General features: G+C 73.3%; 20 protein-coding genes. 9 read left to right on the top strand and 11 right to left on the bottom strand.

Features of this window, described 5'->3' with window-relative positions; translation table 11 throughout:
- Positions 1-69: 69 nt before the first annotated feature.
- The gene (locus GPA10_RS15310) at positions 70-558 is read left to right on the top strand and encodes a Zn-ribbon domain-containing OB-fold protein (RefSeq protein WP_425505746.1); all 489 of its coding nucleotides are present in this window, start codon (positions 70-72) and stop codon (positions 556-558) included.
- A 399-nt stretch (positions 559-957) separates the two neighbouring features.
- On the opposite strand, the gene GPA10_RS15305 is transcribed toward GPA10_RS15310, so the two are convergent.
- A complete protein-coding gene (locus GPA10_RS15305; RefSeq protein WP_058846422.1) occupies positions 958-1458 on the bottom strand; it encodes a GNAT family N-acetyltransferase in 501 nt (166 codons plus the stop codon).
- The gene (locus tag GPA10_RS15300; RefSeq protein ID WP_157165959.1) at positions 1455-2168 is read right to left on the bottom strand and encodes a pyridoxal 5'-phosphate synthase; all 714 of its coding nucleotides are present in this window, start codon (positions 2166-2168) and stop codon (positions 1455-1457) included. Before GPA10_RS15300 ends, GPA10_RS15305 begins: the two co-directional genes overlap by 4 nt.
- A gap of 223 nt (positions 2169-2391) precedes the next feature.
- Between GPA10_RS15300 and GPA10_RS15295 the strand changes: the two genes are divergently transcribed.
- Complete coding sequence (locus GPA10_RS15295) at positions 2392-3255, top strand: calcium-binding protein (protein WP_157165958.1); 864 nt, start codon at positions 2392-2394, stop codon at positions 3253-3255.
- 144 nt (positions 3256-3399) lie between these two features.
- Here GPA10_RS15295 and GPA10_RS15290 read toward each other — a convergent pair whose 3' ends face one another.
- The 4 genes from GPA10_RS15290 to GPA10_RS15275 form a co-directional block, all read right to left on the bottom strand.
- Entirely contained in the window at positions 3400-3951 is a 552-nt protein-coding gene (locus GPA10_RS15290; protein WP_157165957.1) for an HAD domain-containing protein, read from the bottom strand.
- A 31-nt stretch (positions 3952-3982) separates the two neighbouring features.
- The gene (locus GPA10_RS15285; protein ID WP_343040886.1) at positions 3983-4675 is read right to left on the bottom strand and encodes a class I SAM-dependent methyltransferase; all 693 of its coding nucleotides are present in this window, start codon (positions 4673-4675) and stop codon (positions 3983-3985) included.
- Position 4676: 1 nt separating this feature from the next.
- Complete coding sequence (locus tag GPA10_RS15280) at positions 4677-5588, bottom strand: phosphotransferase family protein (RefSeq protein WP_343040885.1); 912 nt, start codon at positions 5586-5588, stop codon at positions 4677-4679.
- Positions 5589-5670: 82 nt separating this feature from the next.
- Positions 5671-6429 carry a hypothetical protein gene (locus GPA10_RS15275; RefSeq protein ID WP_343040883.1) on the bottom strand — a complete coding sequence of 253 codons (759 nt, stop codon included), beginning with the start codon at positions 6427-6429 and terminating at the stop codon, positions 5671-5673.
- A gap of 222 nt (positions 6430-6651) precedes the next feature.
- Between GPA10_RS15275 and GPA10_RS15270 the strand changes: the two genes are divergently transcribed.
- Together GPA10_RS15270 and GPA10_RS15265 are read left to right on the top strand one after the other, a co-directional pair.
- Complete coding sequence (locus GPA10_RS15270; protein ID WP_343040881.1) at positions 6652-8007, top strand: NsdA family TPR-like regulatory protein; 1356 nt, start codon at positions 6652-6654, stop codon at positions 8005-8007.
- Position 8008: 1 nt separating this feature from the next.
- Positions 8009-8539, top strand: coding sequence for an NUDIX domain-containing protein (locus GPA10_RS15265; RefSeq protein ID WP_157165956.1), 531 nt, complete (start codon positions 8009-8011; stop codon positions 8537-8539).
- A gap of 62 nt (positions 8540-8601) precedes the next feature.
- On the opposite strand, the gene GPA10_RS15260 is transcribed toward GPA10_RS15265, so the two are convergent.
- Entirely contained in the window at positions 8602-9912 is a 1311-nt protein-coding gene (locus GPA10_RS15260; protein WP_157165955.1) for a thiolase C-terminal domain-containing protein, read from the bottom strand.
- Between the two features lie 212 nt (positions 9913-10124).
- Between GPA10_RS15260 and GPA10_RS15255 the strand changes: the two genes are divergently transcribed.
- Together GPA10_RS15255 and GPA10_RS15250 are read left to right on the top strand one after the other, a co-directional pair.
- Positions 10125-11462, top strand: coding sequence for an acyl-CoA dehydrogenase family protein (locus GPA10_RS15255; protein WP_157165954.1), 1338 nt, complete (start codon positions 10125-10127; stop codon positions 11460-11462).
- Positions 11462-11968, top strand: coding sequence for a nitroreductase/quinone reductase family protein (locus GPA10_RS15250; protein WP_157165953.1), 507 nt, complete (start codon positions 11462-11464; stop codon positions 11966-11968). The genes GPA10_RS15255 and GPA10_RS15250 overlap by 1 nt, the downstream gene beginning before the upstream one ends.
- Positions 11969-12194: 226 nt before the next feature.
- On the opposite strand, the gene GPA10_RS15245 is transcribed toward GPA10_RS15250, so the two are convergent.
- A complete protein-coding gene (locus GPA10_RS15245; protein WP_058846177.1) occupies positions 12195-12842 on the bottom strand; it encodes a TetR family transcriptional regulator in 648 nt (215 codons plus the stop codon).
- A 318-nt stretch (positions 12843-13160) separates the two neighbouring features.
- Between GPA10_RS15245 and GPA10_RS15240 the strand changes: the two genes are divergently transcribed.
- Both GPA10_RS15240 and afsK read left to right on the top strand, forming a co-directional pair.
- On the top strand, positions 13161-14057 hold the full coding sequence (locus tag GPA10_RS15240; RefSeq protein WP_157165952.1) for a VOC family protein: 897 nt from the start codon (positions 13161-13163) through the stop codon (positions 14055-14057).
- A gap of 168 nt (positions 14058-14225) precedes the next feature.
- The gene (afsK, locus tag GPA10_RS15235) at positions 14226-16703 is read left to right on the top strand and encodes a protein serine/threonine kinase AfsK (RefSeq protein ID WP_343040879.1); all 2478 of its coding nucleotides are present in this window, start codon (positions 14226-14228) and stop codon (positions 16701-16703) included.
- Positions 16704-16934: 231 nt separating this feature from the next.
- On the opposite strand, the gene GPA10_RS15230 is transcribed toward afsK, so the two are convergent.
- The 3 genes from GPA10_RS15230 to GPA10_RS15220 all read right to left on the bottom strand — a co-directional run bounded on the left by GPA10_RS15230 (position 16935) and on the right by GPA10_RS15220 (position 19401).
- Positions 16935-17723, bottom strand: coding sequence for an enoyl-CoA hydratase/isomerase family protein (locus GPA10_RS15230; RefSeq protein WP_343040876.1), 789 nt, complete (start codon positions 17721-17723; stop codon positions 16935-16937).
- Positions 17720-18175 carry a Zn-ribbon domain-containing OB-fold protein gene (locus GPA10_RS15225; RefSeq protein ID WP_157165951.1) on the bottom strand — a complete coding sequence of 152 codons (456 nt, stop codon included), beginning with the start codon at positions 18173-18175 and terminating at the stop codon, positions 17720-17722. Before GPA10_RS15225 ends, GPA10_RS15230 begins: the two co-directional genes overlap by 4 nt.
- Positions 18176-18249: 74 nt before the next feature.
- A complete protein-coding gene (locus tag GPA10_RS15220) occupies positions 18250-19401 on the bottom strand; it encodes a lipid-transfer protein (protein WP_157165950.1) in 1152 nt (383 codons plus the stop codon).
- Between the two features lie 137 nt (positions 19402-19538).
- On the opposite strand from GPA10_RS15220, the gene GPA10_RS15215 reads away from it, so the two are divergent.
- Entirely contained in the window at positions 19539-21194 is a 1656-nt protein-coding gene (locus GPA10_RS15215) for a FadD3 family acyl-CoA ligase (protein WP_157165949.1), read from the top strand.
- Position 21195 lies beyond the last annotated feature (1 nt).

The raw sequence follows: 21195 nt of genomic DNA, 5'->3' as shown, positions 1-21195 counted from the left end.
GGGCGGGGCGGGTCCAGGTGAGGTGGGTCCGGGCGGGGTGAGTTCGGACGGGGCTGCGGGGGGTGCCCGGTGAAGGGGGAGGTTCCGCTGGAGGAGCAGGTGCCGCGTGGCCGGGCAGGGGGCGCGCGGCACGATCTCCCCGAGCCCGACGCCTTCACCCGCCCCTACTGGGACGCCGCCGCCGAGGGGCGGCTCCTGATCCGCCGATGCCACGCCCCCGCCTGCGGGCGCGCGCACCACTACCCCCGCGAGTTCTGTCCGCACTGCTGGAGCGAGGACGTCACCTGGGAGCGGGCGAGCGGCCGGGCCACCCTCTACACCTGGTCCGTCGTCCACCGGAACGACCTGCCGCCCTTCGCGACCCGCGTCCCGTACACGGCCGCGGTCGTCGACCTGGCCGAGGGCCCGCGCATGATGACAGAACTCGTCGAGGCCGCCGCGTCCGTCGCGGGCGCGGGGCTGCGTCCGGGTCTGCCCCTGGAGGTGGTCTTCCGTGTGCGGGCGCCGGGGGGTCCGGTGGTGCCGGTGTTCCGGCGGTGTGTGGGGGCGGGCGCTTGAGTGTGCGCGTACGGGCGCGGGCATGCGTACGGGGGCAGGGGTGCGCGTACGCGCACAGGCATGCGCGTACGCGCACAGGCATGCGTACGCATGGGGCCACTCGTCCGCATGCCTGTGCGCGTGGGGCCACACGTACGCGTGGGACGCAGCCGGATGCCGAATCCGCGACCGGTTGCCGCACCCGGATGCCGAAACCGCGACCGGTTGCCGCACCCGGATGCCGCATCCGCGACCGACTGCCGCACCCGGATGCCGCATCCGCGACCGACTGCCGCACCCGGAGGCCACATCCACGACCGGTTGCCGCACCCGGATGCCACATCCACGACCGGTTGCCGCACCCGGATGCCACACCGGCAGCCGGACGGCGCATCCGCGACCGGCTGCCGCAACGCCCGCTCAGCCGACCGCCGCGACCCGCTTCGCGTACCGATGGCACGGTACGCGGATGGGACCGTTGTCGCTCGCCGCCAGGTACTCGAAGAGGCCCTCGTCGGTCCAGCCGTTGCGTTCGTAGAATCTGCGGGCGCGGGCGTTGCCGTTGACGACGGCGAGCCAGGCCCGCGCGTACCCCTTGCCCGCCACCCGCTGTTCGGCGGCGGTGAGGAGGGCCTTCGCGACCCGGGTACCGCGGTGGTCCGCCGCGACGTACACCTGCTCGACCTCGTCGTCGACCACCATCACGAAGCCGGCGACCGCGCCGCCCACCACGGCGACGACGGTGTCCGTGACCCGCTGCGGGGCGCGCAGCCCGAAGGAGTGCGGGGTGCGCACCGCGAGCAGCGCGGCGGGCACGTTGCCGAGGTGGCCGTCGGCCCAGCCCTCGTGCCAGATCCGGGCGACGTCTGCCGCGTCGTCCAGCGTCGCCGGACGCAGCGCGGGTTCCTCGTGGGTCGTCACGGCCACATCAACTCCCTCACCCAGCCCTCGTTCGGCGTCGCGCGGTAGCGCAGTCGCACATGCCGCCTCCGCGCGTCCCCCTGGAAGAATTCCACCTCTTGCGGCACCAGTACGTACAGCGTCCAGCCCGGCGCGTCGGCGTCAGGTTCTGTGTGGGCACGTTCCCACGCGGCCTCCGAGGCACGCGTCAACTCCGCGTACGAGGTCAGCACTTCGCTCTGACGACCGACGAGCGCCGCCGCGAGGGCCCCCGTCGAGCGGGCGTGCAGATCGGCGAGCGCCTCGCGGTGCGGAGCCGTCCGCACGGGGCCGCGCAGCCTGATCTGGCGGGCCTGTGCGGGCCAGTAGAAGTGCAGGGCCCCTCGCGGGTGGGCGGCGAGCTGCCTGCCCTTGGCGCTTGTCGCGTGGGTCGCGAAGTGCCAGCCGGCGTCGTCGGCGTCGTGCAGCATCACGGTCCTGACGTCCGGGGCGCGGTCCTTGCCGTCCTCGCCGGTCTCGTCGACCGTCGCCAGCGCCATGGTGTGCGGCTCGGGCTGGCCCGCGTCGACCGCTTCGGCGAACCAGCGGTGGAACAGGGCCACGGGGACGGGCGGGGCCACCGCGGGGTCGAACTCCGGCAGGTCGATGTCCCACACCTTCTGGGCGCGCAGGAGCCGTTGGAACTCCGTGGGGGGTGGGGCGGGGGCGGCAGCGGGGTCGGGTGTGGTCATGGGGGAGATTCTCTCCCCCTGGGCGGGGCACGGCTGCCAGGACGAGGGTCACGTACCGGTCACCGTGCCGTCCGCCGCTGTTCATGAGCCGCGGGGCAACGCGGCTCCCGGGCCTCCTGTCTAACTGAATGACCAGAAGCACCACGACACCAACAGCCGCACGCACACGAACGAGCACACCCGCACAGCCGCACATCCGCACACCCTGAAGGGTTACTTCCGCATGCGCATTCACCGGACCGTCGCAGCCACCGCCACGCTCGCCCTGACCCTCGGCACGGCCGCCTTAACGGCGTCGAACGCCCAGGCGGCGCCGGCCGCGCCGACCGCCGCGCGGGCCACGGCGTCCGTCGTCCACGACGGCGACGAGCTCTACTACAAGGCGGCGCCCGGCCAGGTAAACAAGGTGACGGTCGACGAGAGGATCGAGCACCGCGGCGAGCACGACGACTACTACCTCATCACCTTCCACGACAAGTACGACATCACCATCTCCGCCGACGCGGCGGAGTGGGACGAGTGCGTGTACCCCGAGGAGGGCGACCGCACCGCCGTACGCTGCGCGTTCAAGATCCCGGAGAACTCGGACGACTCCGACACCTACCGCATCGACCTCGGCGACAAGAGCGACACCGCGACCCTCCCGCTCGACAGCAGCGCTTGGGCCGGCGTCTACGGCGGCAAGGGCAACGATGTCATCAAGGCGTCGCAGTCCGCGATCCTGCACGGCGGCGACGGCGACGACCGCCTCGACGGCGGCGGCGGCCCGATGGGCTTCGGCCCGTTCGGCGACGCCGGGAACGACACCCTCACGCGCTGTAGCCAGGACTGCTTCGGCGGCCCCGGCAACGACTCCCTGACCGGCACCGGCGAGGAGAACACCCTGCACGGCGAGGACGGCAACGACGTCCTGCACGGCAAGGGCGGCGCCGACGTCCTCTTCGGCGGCAAGGGCAACGACAAGCTGTACGGCGAGGCCGGGAACGACACCCTGTGGGGCAACAGCGGCGACGACGTCCTGTGGGGCGGCACTGGCAGGGACAAGCTGTCCGGGGGGCCGGGGCGCAACGAACTCCACCAGGACTGAACAGCCGTACCCGGCTGCCCGCCCCCTGAGCGGGGGTCCGGCCGCGGTGCTCGGACTGTGGGTCACCCCTTGACGCGAGCTGCTGGGTCGGGGGTGGCCCGCACCGGCCGATCCGCGGCAGTAGGTCCCACAGCGCACCTGCCGTCAGACGGCGCGGGCTTGGGCTGTGGGTAAGCGCGCGACCCACGTTGCGACTTCGGTCAGATGCTCGGACTGCAGCCCGAGGTGGGGATCGGGCTGAACGAGGAGGGTAGCCGTTCCGTGGGCGGTGCGCTCTCTCGCCCAGGCATGGTCGAGAGCGGTGAAGTCGTCGTCGATCCAGACGGCGGCGGCGTCGCCGAGCCAGGTGTCGACGTGGTCGCGTTTCCACAGGTAGCCGTTGGGGTGGCTGGTGGTGATCTGCGGGCGCGGCAGGTCGACGTACGGCAGCGTCGGGAGGCCCAGGAGTGGCCCGATGAGGGTGGTGGCGTCCTGGCGCCAGCTGGTGCACCAGACGGGGGTGACCAGGCCGGTGCGGATGACGTCCATGAGCAGGTGGCCGTGGTCGGGGTTGAGCCAGACGGCGACCGGGTCGTCGGTGCTGCGGCCGGTCGGGGCGACGTCGTGGCGGGCGTGGGTGGCCGGGGTCGAGCCGTGCTCGTCGGGGAAGGGTACGAGGACGCCGTCGACGTCGAGAAGCAGGTAGGGCGGGCGCATCGGTCCTCCACGGGCCGGACGGTCGCGGCTGTCAGAGCCTGCGGGCGCGGATCAGCAGGGTGGTGGGCCAGTGGCCCGCGCGGGGATCGTGGAACTCCTTGGCAGAGGTGATCCGGAAACCCGTTCGACCGAGGTGCTTCTCCCAGCGGTCCGTGGAGAACTCCCACCGGGCGACGGGGAGCCGGGAGCGGTCGGGGAGAGTGACGTGGTCGCGGCGGGGACGGTCGTCGCCGGACGGGCTGCGGCCGCCGCGCTGCGGGTGGGGGACGGAGAAGGCGAGCACCCGGCCGGGCGTGAGGCGTCGGGCGATGGCCGGGAGCAGGAGTTCGGGGGCGGCGAGCCCTACTGCGCCGAAGACGGAGTAGATCGCGTCGAACTGCTCGTCGGAGGCGTGCAGGTGGTGCAGGGCGTGCCCGGCGACGAAGGTGAGGTTGTTCAGCCGCCCGTAGTGGGAGCGGGCGCGGCGGACCTGGAGGCCGACCAGATCGACGCCGGTGACGTGGGCGCCGTGTCGGGTGGCGAGGTGGGCTGCATTGTGGCCGGGGCCGCAGCCCAGTTCCAGGAGTCTCTTGCCGCGCAGGTCGGGGCCGAGGACATCGGCTCCAGGGCCTTGGCCGGGTCTCGTGGTCCACTCCATCCGGGCGGGTACGGAGAGAGGCTCGGCGCGTCCGGCGGCGGTGCGCTGAACGGCGTGAGCGAGCCATGGGGATGCCTGGGCAGGCACGTCAGACCTCCAGGAGGCGCACGACGTCGGAGAGGTGGCGGCGGACGGCGTCGATGTGGGCGGGGTCGGTGGCCGGGTCGTCGATCCAGCGGACGGACTGCTCCATGAACCATTCGACGGCCCACATGCGGTGCCAGCCCAGGGCCCAGTTCTCGGCGGTCAGCCCGCCGCGCGAGGCCAGGGCGTCGGGGGTGCCACCGGCGGTGACGTACTGCTCCAGGAAGAGGCGCAGGCGCGCGGGGTGCGGGGGTTCGACGGTGCCGTGCCAGCTGGCGAGGTCGAGCAGGCCGGGGCCGGTGAAGGCGCGGGCGAAGTCGAGCAGCCGCCAGCCGCGCTCCCCGATGTGGAGGCTGGTGGGGTGGAACTCGGAGTGCACCCAGCCGAACGGCGCAAGGATCGCTCCGGCTGAGCGGGCTTCGGCGGCCTGGGCGATCCGGTTGAGCGCGTCTTCGACGTCGTCGGCGTCCTGCCACCGGTCGGCCTTGCGCAGCCGTTCGAGGTGCTCAAGGGCCCTGGGCGGGAGCGTCCGCAGCCGGTCCTGGTCGAGGACGGGCAAGGGCGGCGCCGTACGGGTTCCGTGCAGGACCACGGCCGCGGCGGCACCGTCGAGGTCGTCGGCCTCACGGACGGACGGTCCGAGGTCCTCCATGAGCATGCCGAGCCAGCCGTCCAGGGCGGCGGAGGCGCGGATCTCGGGGACGGGTACGCCGAGGGTGCGGGCCAGGCGGAGGGCCTGGTCCTCGCTGTCGAAGGGCCTTTTGGCGTACTTGAAGACGGCCGTGGCGCCATCGGGGAAGGTCACGCGTTCGACGCCGGACATGGACCACACGCGTACCTCCTCGCGTACGGCGGTGGTCCGGCCGGTCGCGGTGAGCAGGTTGTCGAGGAGTTCGGCGCTGGGGTTCGTGATCACAGGAGGGCTCCGGGGTGGGGTGGTGGCGTCCGGGGCGGGCGACGGATACCGGCCCGCCCCGGGGCCCGATCGGGGTGGTGGGTTATGCCGCGGGGGGCACGCGGTGGGCGTGGACCTGCTCGATCCAGCCCGCCTTGAACGCGGCGAGGTCGTTGCGGAAGTTGGCCATCGAGGCACCGTAGGGTGCGACGACTCCGCCGGACTGGTCCGGTACGGACTGGCAGCCGTGCACGAGGCGGCCGCCGAGGGCGGCGTGGGCCTTGATGGACTCGATCCGGCGGTGCTCGTTGAACCAGCCGCCGTGGTAGACCTCGTCGAGCATCCCGCCCGTCTCGTCGTCCAGGTCGAAGACGACGGAGGTGGCGGCGGGGAAGAACCAGCACGGGCCGACGTTGGAGATGTGCCCGTCCGGCTCGACCTTGTTGAGCGCCATGAGCGTGGCCGCCTCGCGCAGCATCCGAAGGTGCTCGGCGGTGATCTGCGGGAGTCCGAGGCCGGTCAGGTGCTCGTCGCGGAAGAGGTGGGCGTACACCTCGTACGCGGTGGCCAGGACGCGGGCCGCGTCGGAGGTCGACTCGCCGTGCTGCTTGATGAAGTCGAGCGCGAGCTGCTCGACGGCACTCTCGGTCGTCTCGTCCACGTGCAGGAGCTGGACCTTGACCAGCTCCCAGTCGGCGACGAGCCACGTGTTGGACTCGAAGCGGAAGAAGTACTCGGCCGGGGCGATGGTGATGCGTCGGCCGTCGACCTGGATGCCGGGCAGGCGGCTCCAGCGTGGGTCGAACGCCTCGGGCAGCTCAACCGTGACGGCCGTGATGTCGGTGATGTCGGTGGTGGTCACCGTGTCTCCGTCTCTGATCGTCCGGGTTCGGGCACAGGAGTGCCCGAACCCGGTGGGGGCGTGCGGAACTTCGGGGTGCCGCCCGGACCAGGGGGAGCCTGGATGTGGGTTGCGCCGTTCCGGGCGGCTACTGACAAGTGAACCGGCAGTCACGCTCAGTGGGTACGGTGGCAGGTAGTTGGAGCGGTATACGCGGTTTACAGCTCCGGGACGGAGGCGAGCGTGGCGACGCAGAGAGACCCCAATCCCCGTCTGTGCGACGTCATCGCGGCGGTCGGTTGCACCTACGAGGCCCTTGCCCGAGACGTACGACGTGTCGCCGCCGAGAACGGCGAGATCCTCCAGACCAACAAGTCGGCCATCTCGCACTGGGTGAATGGCACCCGCGCACCGTCGGGCCGGGTGGGTCAATACCTCGCCGAGGCGCTTTCCCGCCGAGTGGGGCGCACCGTCACCCAGACCGAGATCGGCCTCCGGACCAGTGATGACGAAGAGCCGACGGAATCCGACCCCGTCCTCGCGGCCACCGACCTGGGCCGCGCCGACGTCGAACGCCGCCGCTTCCTCGCCGTCGCGGCCTTCACCACCGCCGGCGTCGCCATGCCGATTGGTTACGACCACGAGGCCACCGCCCGCATGCTCCGCGCCCGCACCGGCACGTCCCTGGTCGGCGGAGAGGACATCGACGTCGTACGCCAGATCACCGCAGCGTTCAGCGCAGCCGACGAGCGCCTCGGTGGCGGGCACGGCCTGACCACCGTCACCGCGTACCTCGCCGACACAGCCGCCCCCATGCTGCGCGGCCGCTTCCCCGGCGAAGCGTTGCGTCGAGCCGCCTTCGGCGCAGTCGCCGAACTCGCCTACCTAGCCGGATGGAAGCACCACGACCTCGGTCAGGAAGGCGCCGCCCAGCGCTACTACCAGGTCGGCTACAAGCTCGCCTGCGAAGCGGACCCCCACGGCCATGCCGCCTGGATGATGCGTGCCCTCGCCCATCAGGCACTGAGCCTCAAGCAGCCCCACCACTGCGTCGACCTCGTCGAAGGTGCCCTACGCAAAGGTCTCGGCCACGTCGACGGCCAGACCGAGGCCCTCCTTCACATCACTCATGCCCGCGCCTTTGCCGCCACCGCCGAACACCCGTCGGCCGCCCGCGCCCTGCTCGCCGCCGAGGACGCCCTCCTGCGGGTCGACGGTCCCCAGCCCAGCTACTCCCACGTGAGCGGCCCGGCCGCCGGGACCGTGGCCAGCCACACTGCCCGCACCCTGACCGACCTCGCCGACCACACCGGCACCGAACATCAGCACCGGGACGCCCTCACTCGCTGGGACCCGGAGAAGTACAAGCGCGTCCACGCCCTCACCCACGCCGACCTCGGCGACAGCCTCGCCGCCCAGGCCCGGGCCGACGAAGCCGTCGCGGCCTGGGCCCAAGCCATGGTCCTGATGGAGGGCATGACCTCGGACCGCACCCGCAAGGCCATCACCTCGATCCGCTCCACACTCGCGATCTACCAAAGACGCAAAGTGCCCGGTGCCACCGATCTCGCCCGCCGCGCCCGCGAGACCCTCGCCTAACATGCCCCACAACCCGCCCGACGAAGGGAACACCGTGGTCCAGCAGACCGACGACCAGCCGAAGGCCCTCAAGCCGGCGCTCGAATCGATGACCCTGCTGGTCGCCGCGGTCATCGTCCACGACAAGGACACCAACCGCGTCGTCCTTCTCCAGCGCAGCGAGAACGCGAAGTTCGCCCAGGGGATGTGGGACCTGCCTGTCGGCAAGAGCGAACCGGGCGAACCCATCACGGAAACCGCGGTCCGCGAGCTCTACGAGGAGACCGGCCTCACGGTGAAGCCCGAGTCCCTCAAGGTCGCCCACATCATCCACGGCGCCTGGGGTGTCGAAGCCCCCAACGGCTTTCTCACCGTTGTCTTCGCCGCCCACGAATGGACCGGCGAACCCGAGAACCGCGAACCCCACAAGCACTCCCAGGTCCGCTGGGCCGACGCCACCGCCATCCCCGAAGCCTTCGTCGACACCACCGCCAGCGCCCTCCACCGCTATCTCGCGGATGGGCCGCAGGTGTCTCTGGAGGGGTGGGCGTAGCACCTGACAGTCTCGCCGAGGCGCCGTCCTTGCGGGGGTGAGTCGCCGGCCCGGCCCACCCCCTACCGCCCCAACACCAAAGTCCCCGAAGAGCAGAACCACCCCCCGGTCCCCGAAACCACCGCCACCTCCGGCAACCGCCCCCCGGCCTTCCACACCTGCCGCCCCGCTGGCCCGGCAGCCTTGGCCGCTCTCGGGGGCCCGGCGGCTCCCGCGGCCCCGGTGGACCCGGCGGACCCGGTGGCCCCGGCGACCCCAGGGGCCACCGCACACCCCCGCAACTGCCGAACCGCCTCCACCACCAGAAAAAGCCCCCGCATCCCAGGATGCTGCGCGGAAAGCCCGCCCCCGTCCGTGTTCGTGGGCAACGCGCCGTCCAGGCGCAAGCGGCCGCCCTCCACGAACGCACCCCCCTCGCCCTTCCCGCAGAAGCCCAGGTCCTCCAGGGTCACCAGCGTCATGTACGTGAACGCGTCGTAGACCTCGGCGATGTCGACGTCCGCGGGACGCACCCCCGCGCGTTCGAAGGCTAGGCGGCCGCTGATCGCTGCGGGGGAGACCGTGAAGTCCTGCCACTCGGACATCGTCGTGTGGGAGACGTGCTCGCCCGCGCCGAGGACCCACACCGGCGTGGACGCGCAGTCCGGCACGTACTCCTCGGCGGCGAGGAGCACCGCGCAGCCCCCGTCGGACCGTATGCAGCAGTGCAGCTTCGTGAACGGGTCCGCGATCATGGGGCCCGTCAGGACGTCGTCCACCGTGATCGAGTCGCGGTACATCGCCTCGGGGTTGCCCGCCGCGTTCGCCCGCGCCTGCACCGCCACCTCCGCGAGTTGCGCCAGCGTCGTGCCGTACTCGTGCATGTGGCGACGCGCCGCCATCGCGTACTTGGCGATCAGCGTGTGGCCGTAGGGCGCCTCGAACTGGAGCGGGCCCCCCGCCCCGAACGACAGGTTCGCCGTGCGCCGGCCCGCCTTGAGGTCGGCCCGCGCCGTCGAACCGTAGACGAGCAGCACCGCGTTCGCGTGCCCCGCCGCGATCGCGTCGGCCGCGTGCCCCGCCATCACCTCCCAGGTCGCCCCGCCCACGGACGTGGAGTCCACCCAGCGCGGGCGCAGGCCCAGATACTCCGCGACCTCCACCGGCGCAAGCACCCCGAGCCCCGCCGACGCGATCCCGTCGATCACCTCGCGGCCGAGCCCGGAGTCCGCGAGCGCGCGCCGGGCCGCCTGCGCGTGCAGCGCGTACGCCGTCGCGTCGTCCACCCGGCCGCAGTCCGACAGCGCCACCCCTACGACGGCGACCTTCCGCCCGGCACGGCGGGGCGCGGCCCCGTGCGGCTGCCGGATACTCGAGCGCGGCTGCGTCGTCATGAATCTGACGGTATATCAGCTAGTCGGGTGGCAGGTAGGGGCAGGTGGGGGCAGGTAGGGGCGGGCTCGTGTCGCGGGGGTGGGAATGCCAGGTGTCGGGGCCTAGTATGTCCGCTCGGCATCGGATGTGACGAGGCGTCAGGTTCGGGTCCTCGTTCCCCCGAGGGCCCGGTGACGCGGGTCCCTCGCGGGCCCGGGGGAGGAGCCCGGCGATGGACGCCGCCTGCACCGCCGAACAGGACGAGATCCGCCGCACCCTGCGCGCCGCCCTCGCCGAGCGCTGCGGACCTGACGACGTCAAGGCCGCCGTCCGCACTCCCGCCGGGTACGACGGCGCCCTGTGGGCCGTCCTCGCGAAGCGGCTCGGGCTGCCCGGACTCGCGCTGCCCGAGCGGTACGGAGGGGTCGGCTGCGGGCCGGTCGATTCGGCGCTCGCCGCGGAGGAACTCGGGCGGGCGCTCGCCCCGACACCGCTCCTCGCGACCGCGGGCCTCGCCGCGCCCGTGCTCCTCGCCCACGGCACCCCCCGCCAGCAGGCGGACCACCTCCCCCGCATCGCCGCCGGCGACCTCACCGCCACCCTCGCCGTCCCCGGCGCCGCCCTCGCCACCGCCCTCGGCCTCGTCGGCGGCGGCCCCGGCGACTGGGCGGGCGGCGGCCTCGCGGGGGGTGTGCAGGCGCGGGCCGAGGGCGCCGGGTGGCGGCTGTACGGGCAGGTGGACCAAGTGCTCGACGGGCACACCGCCGAGCTGGTCCTCGTGGCCGCGCACACCGGCGGCTACGCCCGCTCCCGCACCCTCCTCTTCCTCGTACGCGGCTGTGCCCCCGGGCTCGTACGCGTACGCCAGACCGCCCTCGACGAGACCCGGCCCCGCGCGCGGCTGGAACTGCGGGACGTCGGCGCCGAGTTGGTGGGCGAGGACACGGCGGACGGGGGCGGGGCCGCCGCGCTCGGGCGGGTCGGCGACCAGGCCGCCGTGCTGCTCGCCGCCGAAGCCGTCGGCGCCGCCGACCACGCCCTCGCCCGCACCGTCGCCCACGTCAAGGAGCGCGAGCAGTTCGGTCGCCCCATCGGCTCCTTCCAGGCCGTGAAGCACCGCCTCGCGGACGTGTACGTGGCCGTGCAGGCGGCGCGCTCGGCCGCGTACTACGCCGCCTGGGCGGCCGGAGCCGGGCGGCAGGAGGGGTGCGGGCAGCCGGAAGAAGGCGGGCGGCAGGAGGGGTGCGGGCAGCAGGAGGAAGGCGGGCAGCCGGAGGGGGGCGGCGAGGGCGTCGGCGGGCTCGCGCTCGCCCACGGCCTCGACGCCCTGCGCCGCGCCGCCGCCGAAGCCGTCCAGTTCCACGGCGGCATCGGCTTCACCTGGGAGCACGACGCCCATCTGTACGTCAAACGGGCGGCCGGGGACGAACTGCTCTTCGGGCCCGTGCACCGGCTGCGGGCGCACGCGGCCGAACGCGCCGGGCTCTTCGGCGGAACGGGCTCCCCAGGGGGCGCCGGGGCGCGGAAGCGGGGCGCGCCCGCCGTTCGAGTGGCCGGGGCGGGCGTCTGATGGGCGCCCGACGTGGGCGGCGGCCGGTGCGCGAGCTGGTGCAGAAGGTGTCGGCGACCCGCGCCTTCGCCCGCGTCGCACCCCGCGTCGTGCCTGCCCTCGACCGTGCCGTGCATCGGCTCACCCGGGGAAAGGTGCTGCTCAGCGCCCAGATGCTGCCCGGCGTGATCCTCACCGCGCGGGGCGCGCGCAGTGGCGTCGAGCGGCGCACACCGTTGGCCTGCGTGCCGGAGGAGGCCGGGACCTGGCTGCTCGTCGGGTCCAACTTCGGGCGACCCGGACATCCGGCGTGGACGGCCAACCTGCTGGCCCATCCGGACGCCTCGATCAGCCTGCGCGGCACGGACGTCCCGGTGCGGGCGCGGTTGCTGGCGGGCGCCGAGCGGGCCGCGGCATGGCGGGCGGCCGTCGCGTTCTGGCCTCCGTACGCCGGCTACCAGGCCCGCGTGGAGCGCGAGATCCGGCTGTTCCGGATCGAGCGGCGGCCCCCGGGCGTCGGCACGTAGAGGGCGCGGAAGGCGCGGAAGGCGCGGAAGGCACGGAGAGCACAGGGAGCACAGGGAGCACAGGGAGCGCAGCAAGCGCAGCGGGCACAGCAAGCGCAGCGAGTGCAGTGGGCACAGCGGGCACAGTGCGCGCAGTGGGCACAGAGAGCACAGTGGCGGATCACTCGGAGTGATCCGCCGCCGTGGTGACAGGACTTCGGTGCTGCGCGACTTCGGGTACGTACGCCTACTTCGTCGGCTTCTTGCCCGTCACGCCCATATGTACCAACATGGCCAGGTTCGGCTTCAGTTCGGCCTGCTTGACGCCCCAGGTCTGGAAGCCGCGCTGGTGCGAGGCCACCGCGGCGAGCATGGCGACCAGCGAACCGGCCAGGGCCGCCGGGCTCACGTCCTTGTCGATCTTGCCCTTGGCCTTCAGTTCCTTGACGGTGTCCGTAAGGGAGTTGTTCACCGAGTTCAGGATCTTCATCCGGATCTTGTAGAACCGCTTGTCGCCCTCGGCCGCGCCGAGGTCGACGACCCGCAGGATCGCGTCGTTCTTCCGCCAGAAGTCGAGGAACCCGTCCACCAGGTCCTGCGAGGTCTGCCAGCCGGCCTTGCCGACCCAGGAGCGGCCCTCCAGGAGCTGCGTCAACTGGGCGCCCTCCACGGCCATTTGCTCGGCGATCTCCAGGACGGCGCCCTCGACGTCCGGGAAGTACTGGTAGAACGTCGCCGGCGAAGTGCCCGCCTTCCGGGCGACGTCGATGACTTTGACGTCCCGGTAGGGCGAGGAGCTGAGCATCTCGCTCAGGCACTCAAGGAGTTTCTGACGTGTCGCCTGACCGCGCCGACCGGCCACGCGGCCGTCGACGGTACGTACCTGTCCTGTCATGCCGTCAGCTTACCGAGGGGTGATCGGAGCGCGATTCGGCCGAGTGCAAATGGGGTTGAAGGGGTGCCAGAGGGGGGTCGCAGGGGGTCGCGGGGGTGCGGGGAGCGACGCCCGGGAGGGGGGTGTGCGCCGTCCGGAAAGCGTCGTCGCGAGCGGGGGCGTGGCACCCCGTGCCCGCGCGGGTGGGTAGCATCGGCGCCCCGCTGGAATTGACCACATGTTCGAGTCGCTGGGCTGCGGGTGCCCGGACGTGCGGCTAGCTTGGCTGTGACGGAGGCCACAGGAGGGTCCTCCGCGGCGAACCGAGGGAACGGTCTCATGGATTTCGCGGAAGGCGTCCCGTGCTGGGTGGACGCGACGCTCCCGGACGTCGAGGGCGGCAAGCGCTTCTACGGCGAGCTCTTCGGCTGGACCTTCGAGGACGGTTCGCCCGCGGAGTGCGAGCCGGACGGGGGGAGCGGCCAGGGCGGGGGGAGCCGGCCGGGCGGCTGGAGCGGGCAGAGCGGGTGGAGCGGGCCGGGCGGGCGGAGCGGGCCGGGCGTGCAGTACACCCGGGCGTTCCTCGGCGGCGAGCCCGTCGCCGGCCTCGCGCCCAAGTCGGACGGCCGCATGCCCACCTCCTGGACCGTCTATCTCGCGACGCCGGACGCCGCCGCGCTCGCCGTCCGCGTCAAGGGGGCGGGCGGGCAGATGATCACGGACCCGGTGCCGGTCGGCCCGTACGGGACGGTGGGGCTCGCCGCCGACCCCGAGGGCGCGGTCTTCGGGCTCTGGCAGGCGGGCACGCACCCGGGCTTCGGCAGGCAGCGCGAGCCCGGCAGCTTCTGCTGGACCGAGGTGTACGCCCGCTCCACGGAGGTCGACCTCTTCTACGAGGGCGTCTTCGGCTACGGCAGCCTGGACCTGGAGGACGAGCTGGGGGACGGCGGTGAGGACTTCCGCATCTGGTCGCCCGCCGGAACCGAGGCGGGGCCGGGGACCGCGTTCGGCGGCCGGGCCGTCATGGCGGACGGCTTCCCGCCCGAGATGCCCCCGCACTTCCTCAACTACTTCGTCGTCGCCGACTGCGACGCGGCGATCGCCACGGCACGGCGGCTCGGCGGGCGCGTGCGCGACGAGCCGGTGGACACGCCGTACGGGCGCATCGGTGCCCTCGTGGACAACCAGGGCGCCGCCTTCGCGGTCCTCCAGGAGCCGGACCGACGTTCCGGCTGATGTCCCCATACGTACCCTTTGCCCTGAAACGGCCCGATGTTGCCCCGGGTTCGCAACCGGGGGCCGGGCCAGGAAGAATCAGGGTGCGTGCCGCCGTAGCGGCTCGGTGGTGAGACGCTGCACGGGGCTGCTCCAAGCGGCGGTCGCGTACGGGGAGGTGGCAGGCAAGTGGTGGACCAGCTGACGCAGCACGATCCGCGGCGGATCGGCCCGTTCGAGGTCCTTGGACGGCTCGGTGCCGGTGGCATGGGGCTCGTCTATCTCGCGCGTTCCGCGTCCGGGCGGCGCGTGGCGATCAAGACGGTGCGGACCGAGCTCGCCGAGGACCAGCTGTTCCGGGTCCGCTTCACGCGCGAGGTCGAGGCGGCCAGGGCCGTGTCCGGCTTCTACACGGCGGCCGTGGTCGACGCCGACCCGCGGGCCGCGGTGCCCTGGCTCGCCACCGCGTACGTACCGGCCCCCTCCCTCGAGGAAATAGTGAACGAGCACGGGCCGCTGCCCACGCAGGCCGTGCGGTGGCTGGCCGCGGGCGTCGCGGAGGCCCTGGAGTCCATCCACGGTGCCGGGCTCGTCCACCGCGACCTGAAGCCGTCCAACGTGCTGGTGGTCGAGGACGGCCCGCGCGTGATCGACTTCGGTATCGCGTCGGGCGTCTCCAACACCCGGCTGACCATGACCAACGTCGCCGTCGGTACGCCCGCCTACATGTCGCCCGAACAGGCCAAGGACTCCCGCAGCGTCACCGGCGCCAGCGACGTCTTCTCGCTCGGCTCGACCCTCGTCTTCGCCGCCACGGGACACGCCCCCTTCCACGGCGCCAACCCCGTCGAGACCGTCTTCATGCTGCTGCGCGAGGGCCCCGACCTGGAGGGCCTGCCCGCCGAGCTGCGGCCCCTGATCGAGTCCTGCATGCAGATGGAGGCCGTGCGCAGGCCCACCCCCAACGACCTCCAGTCCCAGCTCGCCCCGCACCTGTTCGCCTCCGAGGGCAACGGGGACGACAGCGGCACCGCGTCCGCCTGGCTGCCCGAGCGGGCCGTCGCGCTCATCGAGTCCCGCCGGGGCGGGCGGCCGCCGGTACGGGTCGCGTCCGGGGCCGGTGGCGGGTCCGGGGGCCGCGGCGGGCGCCCCGCGGGGCCCGTCCCTGCCGTACCGCCGCCGCCACGGCAGGCCCCGGCCCACGCCCCTCCGGCGCCCGCCCCCGCCATGCCCTCGCACGCCGCCGCGCCGCCCGCGGTGCCCTCCCAGGCGCCGTCCGTCGCGGCGTCCCAGCCGTTCCACGCACCGCTCGGCGGTGTGCCCGACGCCGGGCCCGTGCAGCTCGCCGGGGCGCAGGTGCCGATCGGGCCCGGACCGCGGGTCGCCGAGGCGCGGGCCGCCCTGCCGCCGGTGGACTCCGGGCTCGCCGGGTCCTGGTCCCGGTCGGCGCCCGCGCCCGCCCCGGCCGCCGCGCCGGACCGGCAGGGGCACGCCGCCCCCACCGGCCACGGCGCGGGCGCCGCACCCGCCGCCGGGGCCCCGGCCTCCTGGCGGCCCTGGCGGTTCCGGATGTCCAACGACGTGTGGGGCACGCCCGCCGTCGCCGGGAACCTCGTGTACGTCACGTCCTTCGAGGTGCACGCCCTGGACGTCGGCACCGGCCGGCGCAGCTTCAAGACACGGGACGTCGCCTGGTCCATGGCGGTCGCCGACGGCCGCATCCACGCCTCCGACGGCCCCACCCTGTACGCGCTGGACGGCGCCGACGGCTCCGACCTGTGGCGGATCCAGACCGACGCCTGGGTGTACGCGCTCCAGGCCGACCGGGGCACCGTCGTCACCGCGACGCGCGGCGGCGGCGTCCAGGGCTGGGAGGCCGCGAACGGCGAGAAGCTCTGGGAGATCACGAACGCCCAGACCGACTTCGAGACGCCCGAGGCCGCGCCCGTCATCGTCGACGGCACCGTGTACGTCTGGAAGGACGCCCGGCTGCGCGCCGTCGACGCCCGTACAGGCATCGAGCGCTGGTCCTACCCCGTCGGGGACGCCGCGTCCTGCGGGGGCGTTCCCGTACGGGTCACCCAGGCGGCGGACGGGTACGTGTACGTGGCCGCGGGCACCCGCGTCCTCGCGGTGGACGTGGCCGCGGGGCATGTCCGCTGGCACTTCGAGGCACCCGCGGTGTTCCTCTCGCCGCCCACCTTCGCACCGGGGCCCGCCGTCACCGGCGGCGGTGTCTACCTCGCCGACTACCTCGGCACCGTGTACGCCCTGGACGCCACCGACGGCCGCGACCGCTGGCGCATCGCCACCGAGTCCCGGTCCTCCGTCGACCCCGTGCTCGTCGCCGACGGCCACGTCCACGTGGGCAGCGGCAAGGGCCTGTACACCCTCGACGCCGTCACCGGCACCCCGAAGTGGCGCTTCCAGGCCGGTGGCGAGGTCGTCGGCTCGCCCGTGGTCGCCGACCGCCGCATCCACTTCGGCGCCACCGACCACCTCCTCTACACCCTCAAGGCCGACGACGGCCGCCTCCGCTGGAAGCTCGCCACCGGCGGCGAGATCACCGGGGCGCCGGTGGTGCGGGACGGGGTGGTCTACGCGTGCAGCAAGGACCGCTGCGTCTACGCCCTCGACGCGGAACGGGGCACGGCCACCGCCCGCTAGGCCCGTAGCCCTGGGCCTGGGCCTGGGCCCGGCAGCCCGCTCCGGTGGCTCCCCGCAGGGAAAGGGGTGGGTGGGAGAAGCCCCCCGCAGGGGGAAAGGCCCGTGGGTGGGAGAAGAGCGGGACGGCCGTCGTAGCGGGCACGGAAGGGGCTCGAACGGCGGCCGTCGCCTTGACGCTACGCCGGCTGCGTGCTCCCCGCCATGCGGGGCACGCCCCCGCGCAGGCTCGCCCTAGCGGATGCGGAAGGGTGCCCCCCGCTCGCGCGATGCGAAGAGCGCCGACTGGTCGGCGGGCGGTGCGTTGCCCAGGGCGATCAGGTGCGGCGCGTGCGCCATGGCCTGCGCGCGGGCGGCCTCGCGGGCCGACCAGACGGCACGCACCGTCCCCTGCACCGCCGCCGTGGGGAAGGACGCCACCGTCTCGGCGGCAGCCACCGCCGCGGCCCGCACCCCGGCCCCCGCCACCACCTCCGACACGAGCCCCACCTCGTACGCCCGCCGCGCGGACACCCGTTCCGCCGTCCCCATGAGCGCCATCCGGGCCACCTCCCCGAACGGCATCCGCTGCGCCATGGCGACGGCCTCGTACGCGCTGACCATCCCGTACGTCGTATGCGGGTCGAAGAACGTGGCGTGCTCCGCGGCGAGCACGAACTCGCACTCGCCGATCAGATAGAAGGCCCCGCCGCACGCCATGCCGTTGACGGCGGCGAGGACCGGCTTCCACAGGTCGTTGGCCTTGGGGCCGACGGTCAGGAGCGGATCGTCGATCGAGTACGGCGACGACGGCTGCGGGACCTCGGCGGCGCGGTCGACGCCGGTACAGAACGCCTGCTCGCCCGCGCCGGTGAGGACGACCGCCCGTACCGTGTTGTCGTAGCGGAACTCCCGCCAGCACGAGCCGAGTTCGGTGGCCGTGGCAAGGTCGAGCGCGTTGTGCCGCTCCGGGCGGTCCAGTGTGACCACGGCGACCCCGGTCGCCGCGTCCCGCTCGACCCGCAGACCGCTCGCCCCCGTCACGGCCGCTCCAGGATCCACTGCGGCACCACGACCCCGCCCTGGTCGGCGAAGACCGCCTGCACCCGCGCCCCGATCCGTACCCGCTCCAGGGGGACGGAGTCGAGCGCCGCGCCCGCCCGCGCGACCAGGTTGCCGACCAGGCGGACGCGGGGGGCGTCGGTGAGTTCCACCAGGACCACGGGGTAGGGGGCGCGGGCCGCGTAGGCGGGCAGGAGCGGGGGGTGGGGGACCACGTAGGACCAGACGCGGCCCCGGCCGCTGGTCCTGCGCCAGGTGGTGGTGAAGCTCGCGCAGTGCGGGCAGCAGGGGCGTGGGGGGAAGCGGGGTTCGCCACAGGTGGCGCACTCTTGTACGCGGAGTTCGCCTTGGGCGGCGTACTCCCAGTACGGGGTGGCGTCGTCGTCGACGACCGGGGTCAGGAGGGGTTCCTGTTTCGCGGGGGCGTCTGCCATGTTCTCGTCCTTCGCGGGTGCGGGTTCGGTGGGGTTGCTCGCGCAGTTCCCCGCGCCCCTTACGGGGCGCCTGCTCACGTAGTGCGGAGCAGCAAGGCCGATGTCGGGACTCCCTCGCCCGCCGTCACCAAGCATGTCGCCGCGTCCGGCACCTGTGCCGTCGACGTGCCACGGAGTTGCTTCACGCCCTCGGTGATCAGGTTGAAGCCGTGGACGTAGGCCTCGCTGAGGCCGCCGCCCGCGGTGTTGAGGGGCAGACGGCCGCCGATCTCCAGGGCGCCGCCCTCGGTGAAGGCGCCGCCCTCGCCGCGGGCGCAGAAGCCGTAGCCCTCCAGGGAGAGGGGGATCAGGGCGGTGAACGCGTCGTAGATCTGGGCCACGTCGACGTCCTCGGGGGCGACGTCGGACTGTTTCCAGAGCTGGCGGGCGGCCGTCCAGGCGGGACCGGAGAGGGGGTCGTCGTTCCAGTAGTTGACCATTCCGTGGTGCTGCGCGGGCAGGCCCTGCGCGACGGAGTGCACATACACCGGCACCCGGCGGCAGTCGCGGGCCCGCTCGGCGGAGACGACCACGCAGGCGAGGGCGCCGTCCGTCTCCAGGCAGTTGTCGAACAGGCACAGCGGCTCGCTGATCCAGCGCGAGGTCATATACATGTCCCGGGTCAGCGGACGCTCGTACATGATCGCGGCCGGGTTCTGGTTGGCGCGGTTGCGGCAGGCGAGCGCGACGTTGAAGAGGTGGTCGCGGGTGGCGCCGTACTCGTGCAGATAGCGGCGGGTCAGCATCGCGATCTCGTCGGCGGGGCGCAGCAGCCCGAAGGGCCGGGTCCACTGCGCGGGCGTGGGGAGCTGGACGGCGGTGTTCCGCCAGGGGCGCGGTCCGCTGCCCCGTTTGCGTGAGCGCCAGGCGACGCCGACGCTCGCCTGCCCGGTGGCGACGGCGGCGGCCAGGTGTCCGACGGTGGCGCAGGAACCCCCGCCGCCGTACCCGACCTTGCTGAAGAAGGTGACGTCACCGGCGCCGACCGCCTTGGCCACCTCGACCTCGTCGGTCTCCTCCATCGTGTACGAGGCGAACGCGTCCACCTCGGCGGGCGCGATGCCCGCGTCGTCGAGGGCGGACAGGATCGCCCGGCACGCCAACGCCTTCTCGCTCTCCGGAAGTTGCTTGGCGAAGGGCGTCTGTCCGATGCCGACTATCGCCGTGGCGTCCTTGAGTGAAGCCATGCGGAACCTCCGCGCGCGTCGTTGCCTGCGGTCCTCGCCGTACCCGGTCCTCGCTGCTGACAGTGCGGCAGGCTACCGCTAATCTGACGGAGTGTCAGCTAGCCCTTGCGCATACGAGACGGCGGCGGAGGTCAGGGATGCGCGGCGACCTGGAGTGGGGCAGCGTGCCGGGCCTGGTCCGGGCGGCGGCGACGCGGTACGGGGACCGGGAGGCGGTCGTCGAGGGCCGCACCCGCATCTCGTACCGGGAACTCGGCGCGCGCGTCGAGCGGGCCACCGCCGCCTGTGTCGCGAGCGGCGTCGAGCGCGGCGACCGGGTCGCCGTCTGGGCGCCCAACACCCTCGACTGGATCGTCTGCGCCCTCGGCGCCGTCGGCGCGGGCGCGGTCCTCGTCCCCCTCAACACCCGCTTCAAGGGCGCCGAGGCGGCCGGCGTCCTCGCCCGTTCGCGGGCACGGCTGCTGTTCGTCACCGGTACGTTCCTGGGGACGTCGTACGTCGCCTCGCTGCGCAGGGCCGCGGGGAGCGGGGCGGACGGCCCCGGGCGCGGGCCGCTGCCCGGACTGCCGCACCTGGAGGACGTCGTGGTCCTCGCCGACGACGCCCCGGAGTCCTTCCGCACCTGGAAGGACTTCCTCGCGGGCGGCGACGGGGTGGAGCGGGAGCGGGTGCGGGCGCGAGCGGACTCCGTACGCGGCGACGACCCCTCCGACATCATCTACACCTCGGGCACCACCGGCCGCCCCAAGGGTGCCGTCATCACCCACGCCCAGACCCTGCGCTGCTACGCGATCTGGAGCGAACTCGCCGGGCTGCGCGAGGGCGACCGCTATCTGATCGTGAACCCGTTCTTCCACACCTTCGGCTACAAGGCCGGCATCGTCGCCTGCCTCATGCGCGGCGCCACGATGATCCCGCAGCCGGTCTTCGACGTGGACACCGTCCTCGCCAACATCGCCGCCGAGCGCGTCTCCGTCCTGCCGGGACCGCCCACCCTGCACCAGTCCCTCCTCGACCACCCGGCCCGCGACAGCCACGACCTGTCGGCGCTGCGGCTCGTGGTGACCGGCGCCGCCGTCGTCCCGCTGCGCCTCGTCGAACGCCTCCGCACGGAGCTGCGCATCGCCACGGTCCTCACCGCGTACGGGCTCTCCGAGGCCAGTGGCATCGTCACGATGTGCCGCCGCGGCGACCCCGCGGACATCGTCGCCACCACCTCCGGGCGCGCGATCCCCGGCACGGAGGTGAAGGTGGTGTCGGCGGCGGGCACGGACCTGCCCCCGGGCTCGCCCGGTGAGATCCTCGTCCGCGGCCACCACGTCATGCGCGGCTACCACGAGGACCCGGCAGGCACCGCCCAGGTGCTCACGGCGGACGGCTGGCTGCGCACCGGCGACGTCGGCGTCCTGGACGCGGCGGGCAACCTGCGCATCACCGACCGCATCAAGGACATGTACGTCGTCGGCGGCTTCAACGCCTACCCCGCCGAGATAGAGCAGCTCATCGGCGCGCACCCGGCCGTCGCCGACGTCGCAGTCATCGGCGTGCCCGACGCCCGGCTCGGCGAGGTCGGCAAGGCGTACGTGGTGCGCCGCGCCCCGTCCGGGCCCGCGGCGGCCGTCCTCACCGCTGACGACCTGATCGCCTGGGCGCGCCGCGAGATGGCCAACTACAAGGTGCCGCGGCAGGTGGAGTTCGTGGACGGGCTGCCACGGAACGCGAGCGGCAAGGTGGTGAAGGGGGAGTTGCGGGGGCTGCGGGGGATGCGGGGGCCGCGGGGGCTCGGCCGGTGAG

The sequence above is a fragment of the Streptomyces typhae genome (genome assembly GCF_009755605.1).
Taxonomy (GTDB): Bacteria; Actinomycetota; Actinomycetes; order Streptomycetales; family Streptomycetaceae; genus Streptomyces; species Streptomyces typhae.
Note: the sequence above shows the minus strand (reverse complement) of the source record. Positions and strands in the feature narration are given on the sequence as shown.

Bases quoted from the DNA above. Each gene is read 5' to 3' on its own strand.
- GPA10_RS15300 (WP_157165959.1), bottom strand. From the start codon at position 2,168: ATGACCACACCCGACCCCGCTGCCGCCCCCGCCCCACCCCCCACGGAG.
- GPA10_RS15295 (WP_157165958.1), top strand. From the start codon at position 2,392: ATGCGCATTCACCGGACCGTCGCAGCCACCGCCACGCTCGCCCTGACC.
- GPA10_RS15290 (WP_157165957.1), bottom strand. From the start codon at position 3,951: ATGCGCCCGCCCTACCTGCTTCTCGACGTCGACGGCGTCCTCGTACCC.
- GPA10_RS15265 (WP_157165956.1), top strand. From the start codon at position 8,009: ATGCCCCACAACCCGCCCGACGAAGGGAACACCGTGGTCCAGCAGACC.
- GPA10_RS15260 (WP_157165955.1), bottom strand. From the start codon at position 9,912: ATGACGACGCAGCCGCGCTCGAGTATCCGGCAGCCGCACGGGGCCGCG.
- GPA10_RS15255 (WP_157165954.1), top strand. From the start codon at position 10,125: ATGGACGCCGCCTGCACCGCCGAACAGGACGAGATCCGCCGCACCCTG.
- GPA10_RS15250 (WP_157165953.1), top strand. From the start codon at position 11,462: ATGGGCGCCCGACGTGGGCGGCGGCCGGTGCGCGAGCTGGTGCAGAAG.
- GPA10_RS15245 (WP_058846177.1), bottom strand. From the start codon at position 12,842: ATGACAGGACAGGTACGTACCGTCGACGGCCGCGTGGCCGGTCGGCGC.
- GPA10_RS15240 (WP_157165952.1), top strand. From the start codon at position 13,161: ATGGATTTCGCGGAAGGCGTCCCGTGCTGGGTGGACGCGACGCTCCCG.
- GPA10_RS15225 (WP_157165951.1), bottom strand. From the start codon at position 18,175: ATGGCAGACGCCCCCGCGAAACAGGAACCCCTCCTGACCCCGGTCGTC.
- GPA10_RS15220 (WP_157165950.1), bottom strand. From the start codon at position 19,401: ATGGCTTCACTCAAGGACGCCACGGCGATAGTCGGCATCGGACAGACG.
- GPA10_RS15215 (WP_157165949.1), top strand. From the start codon at position 19,539: ATGCGCGGCGACCTGGAGTGGGGCAGCGTGCCGGGCCTGGTCCGGGCG.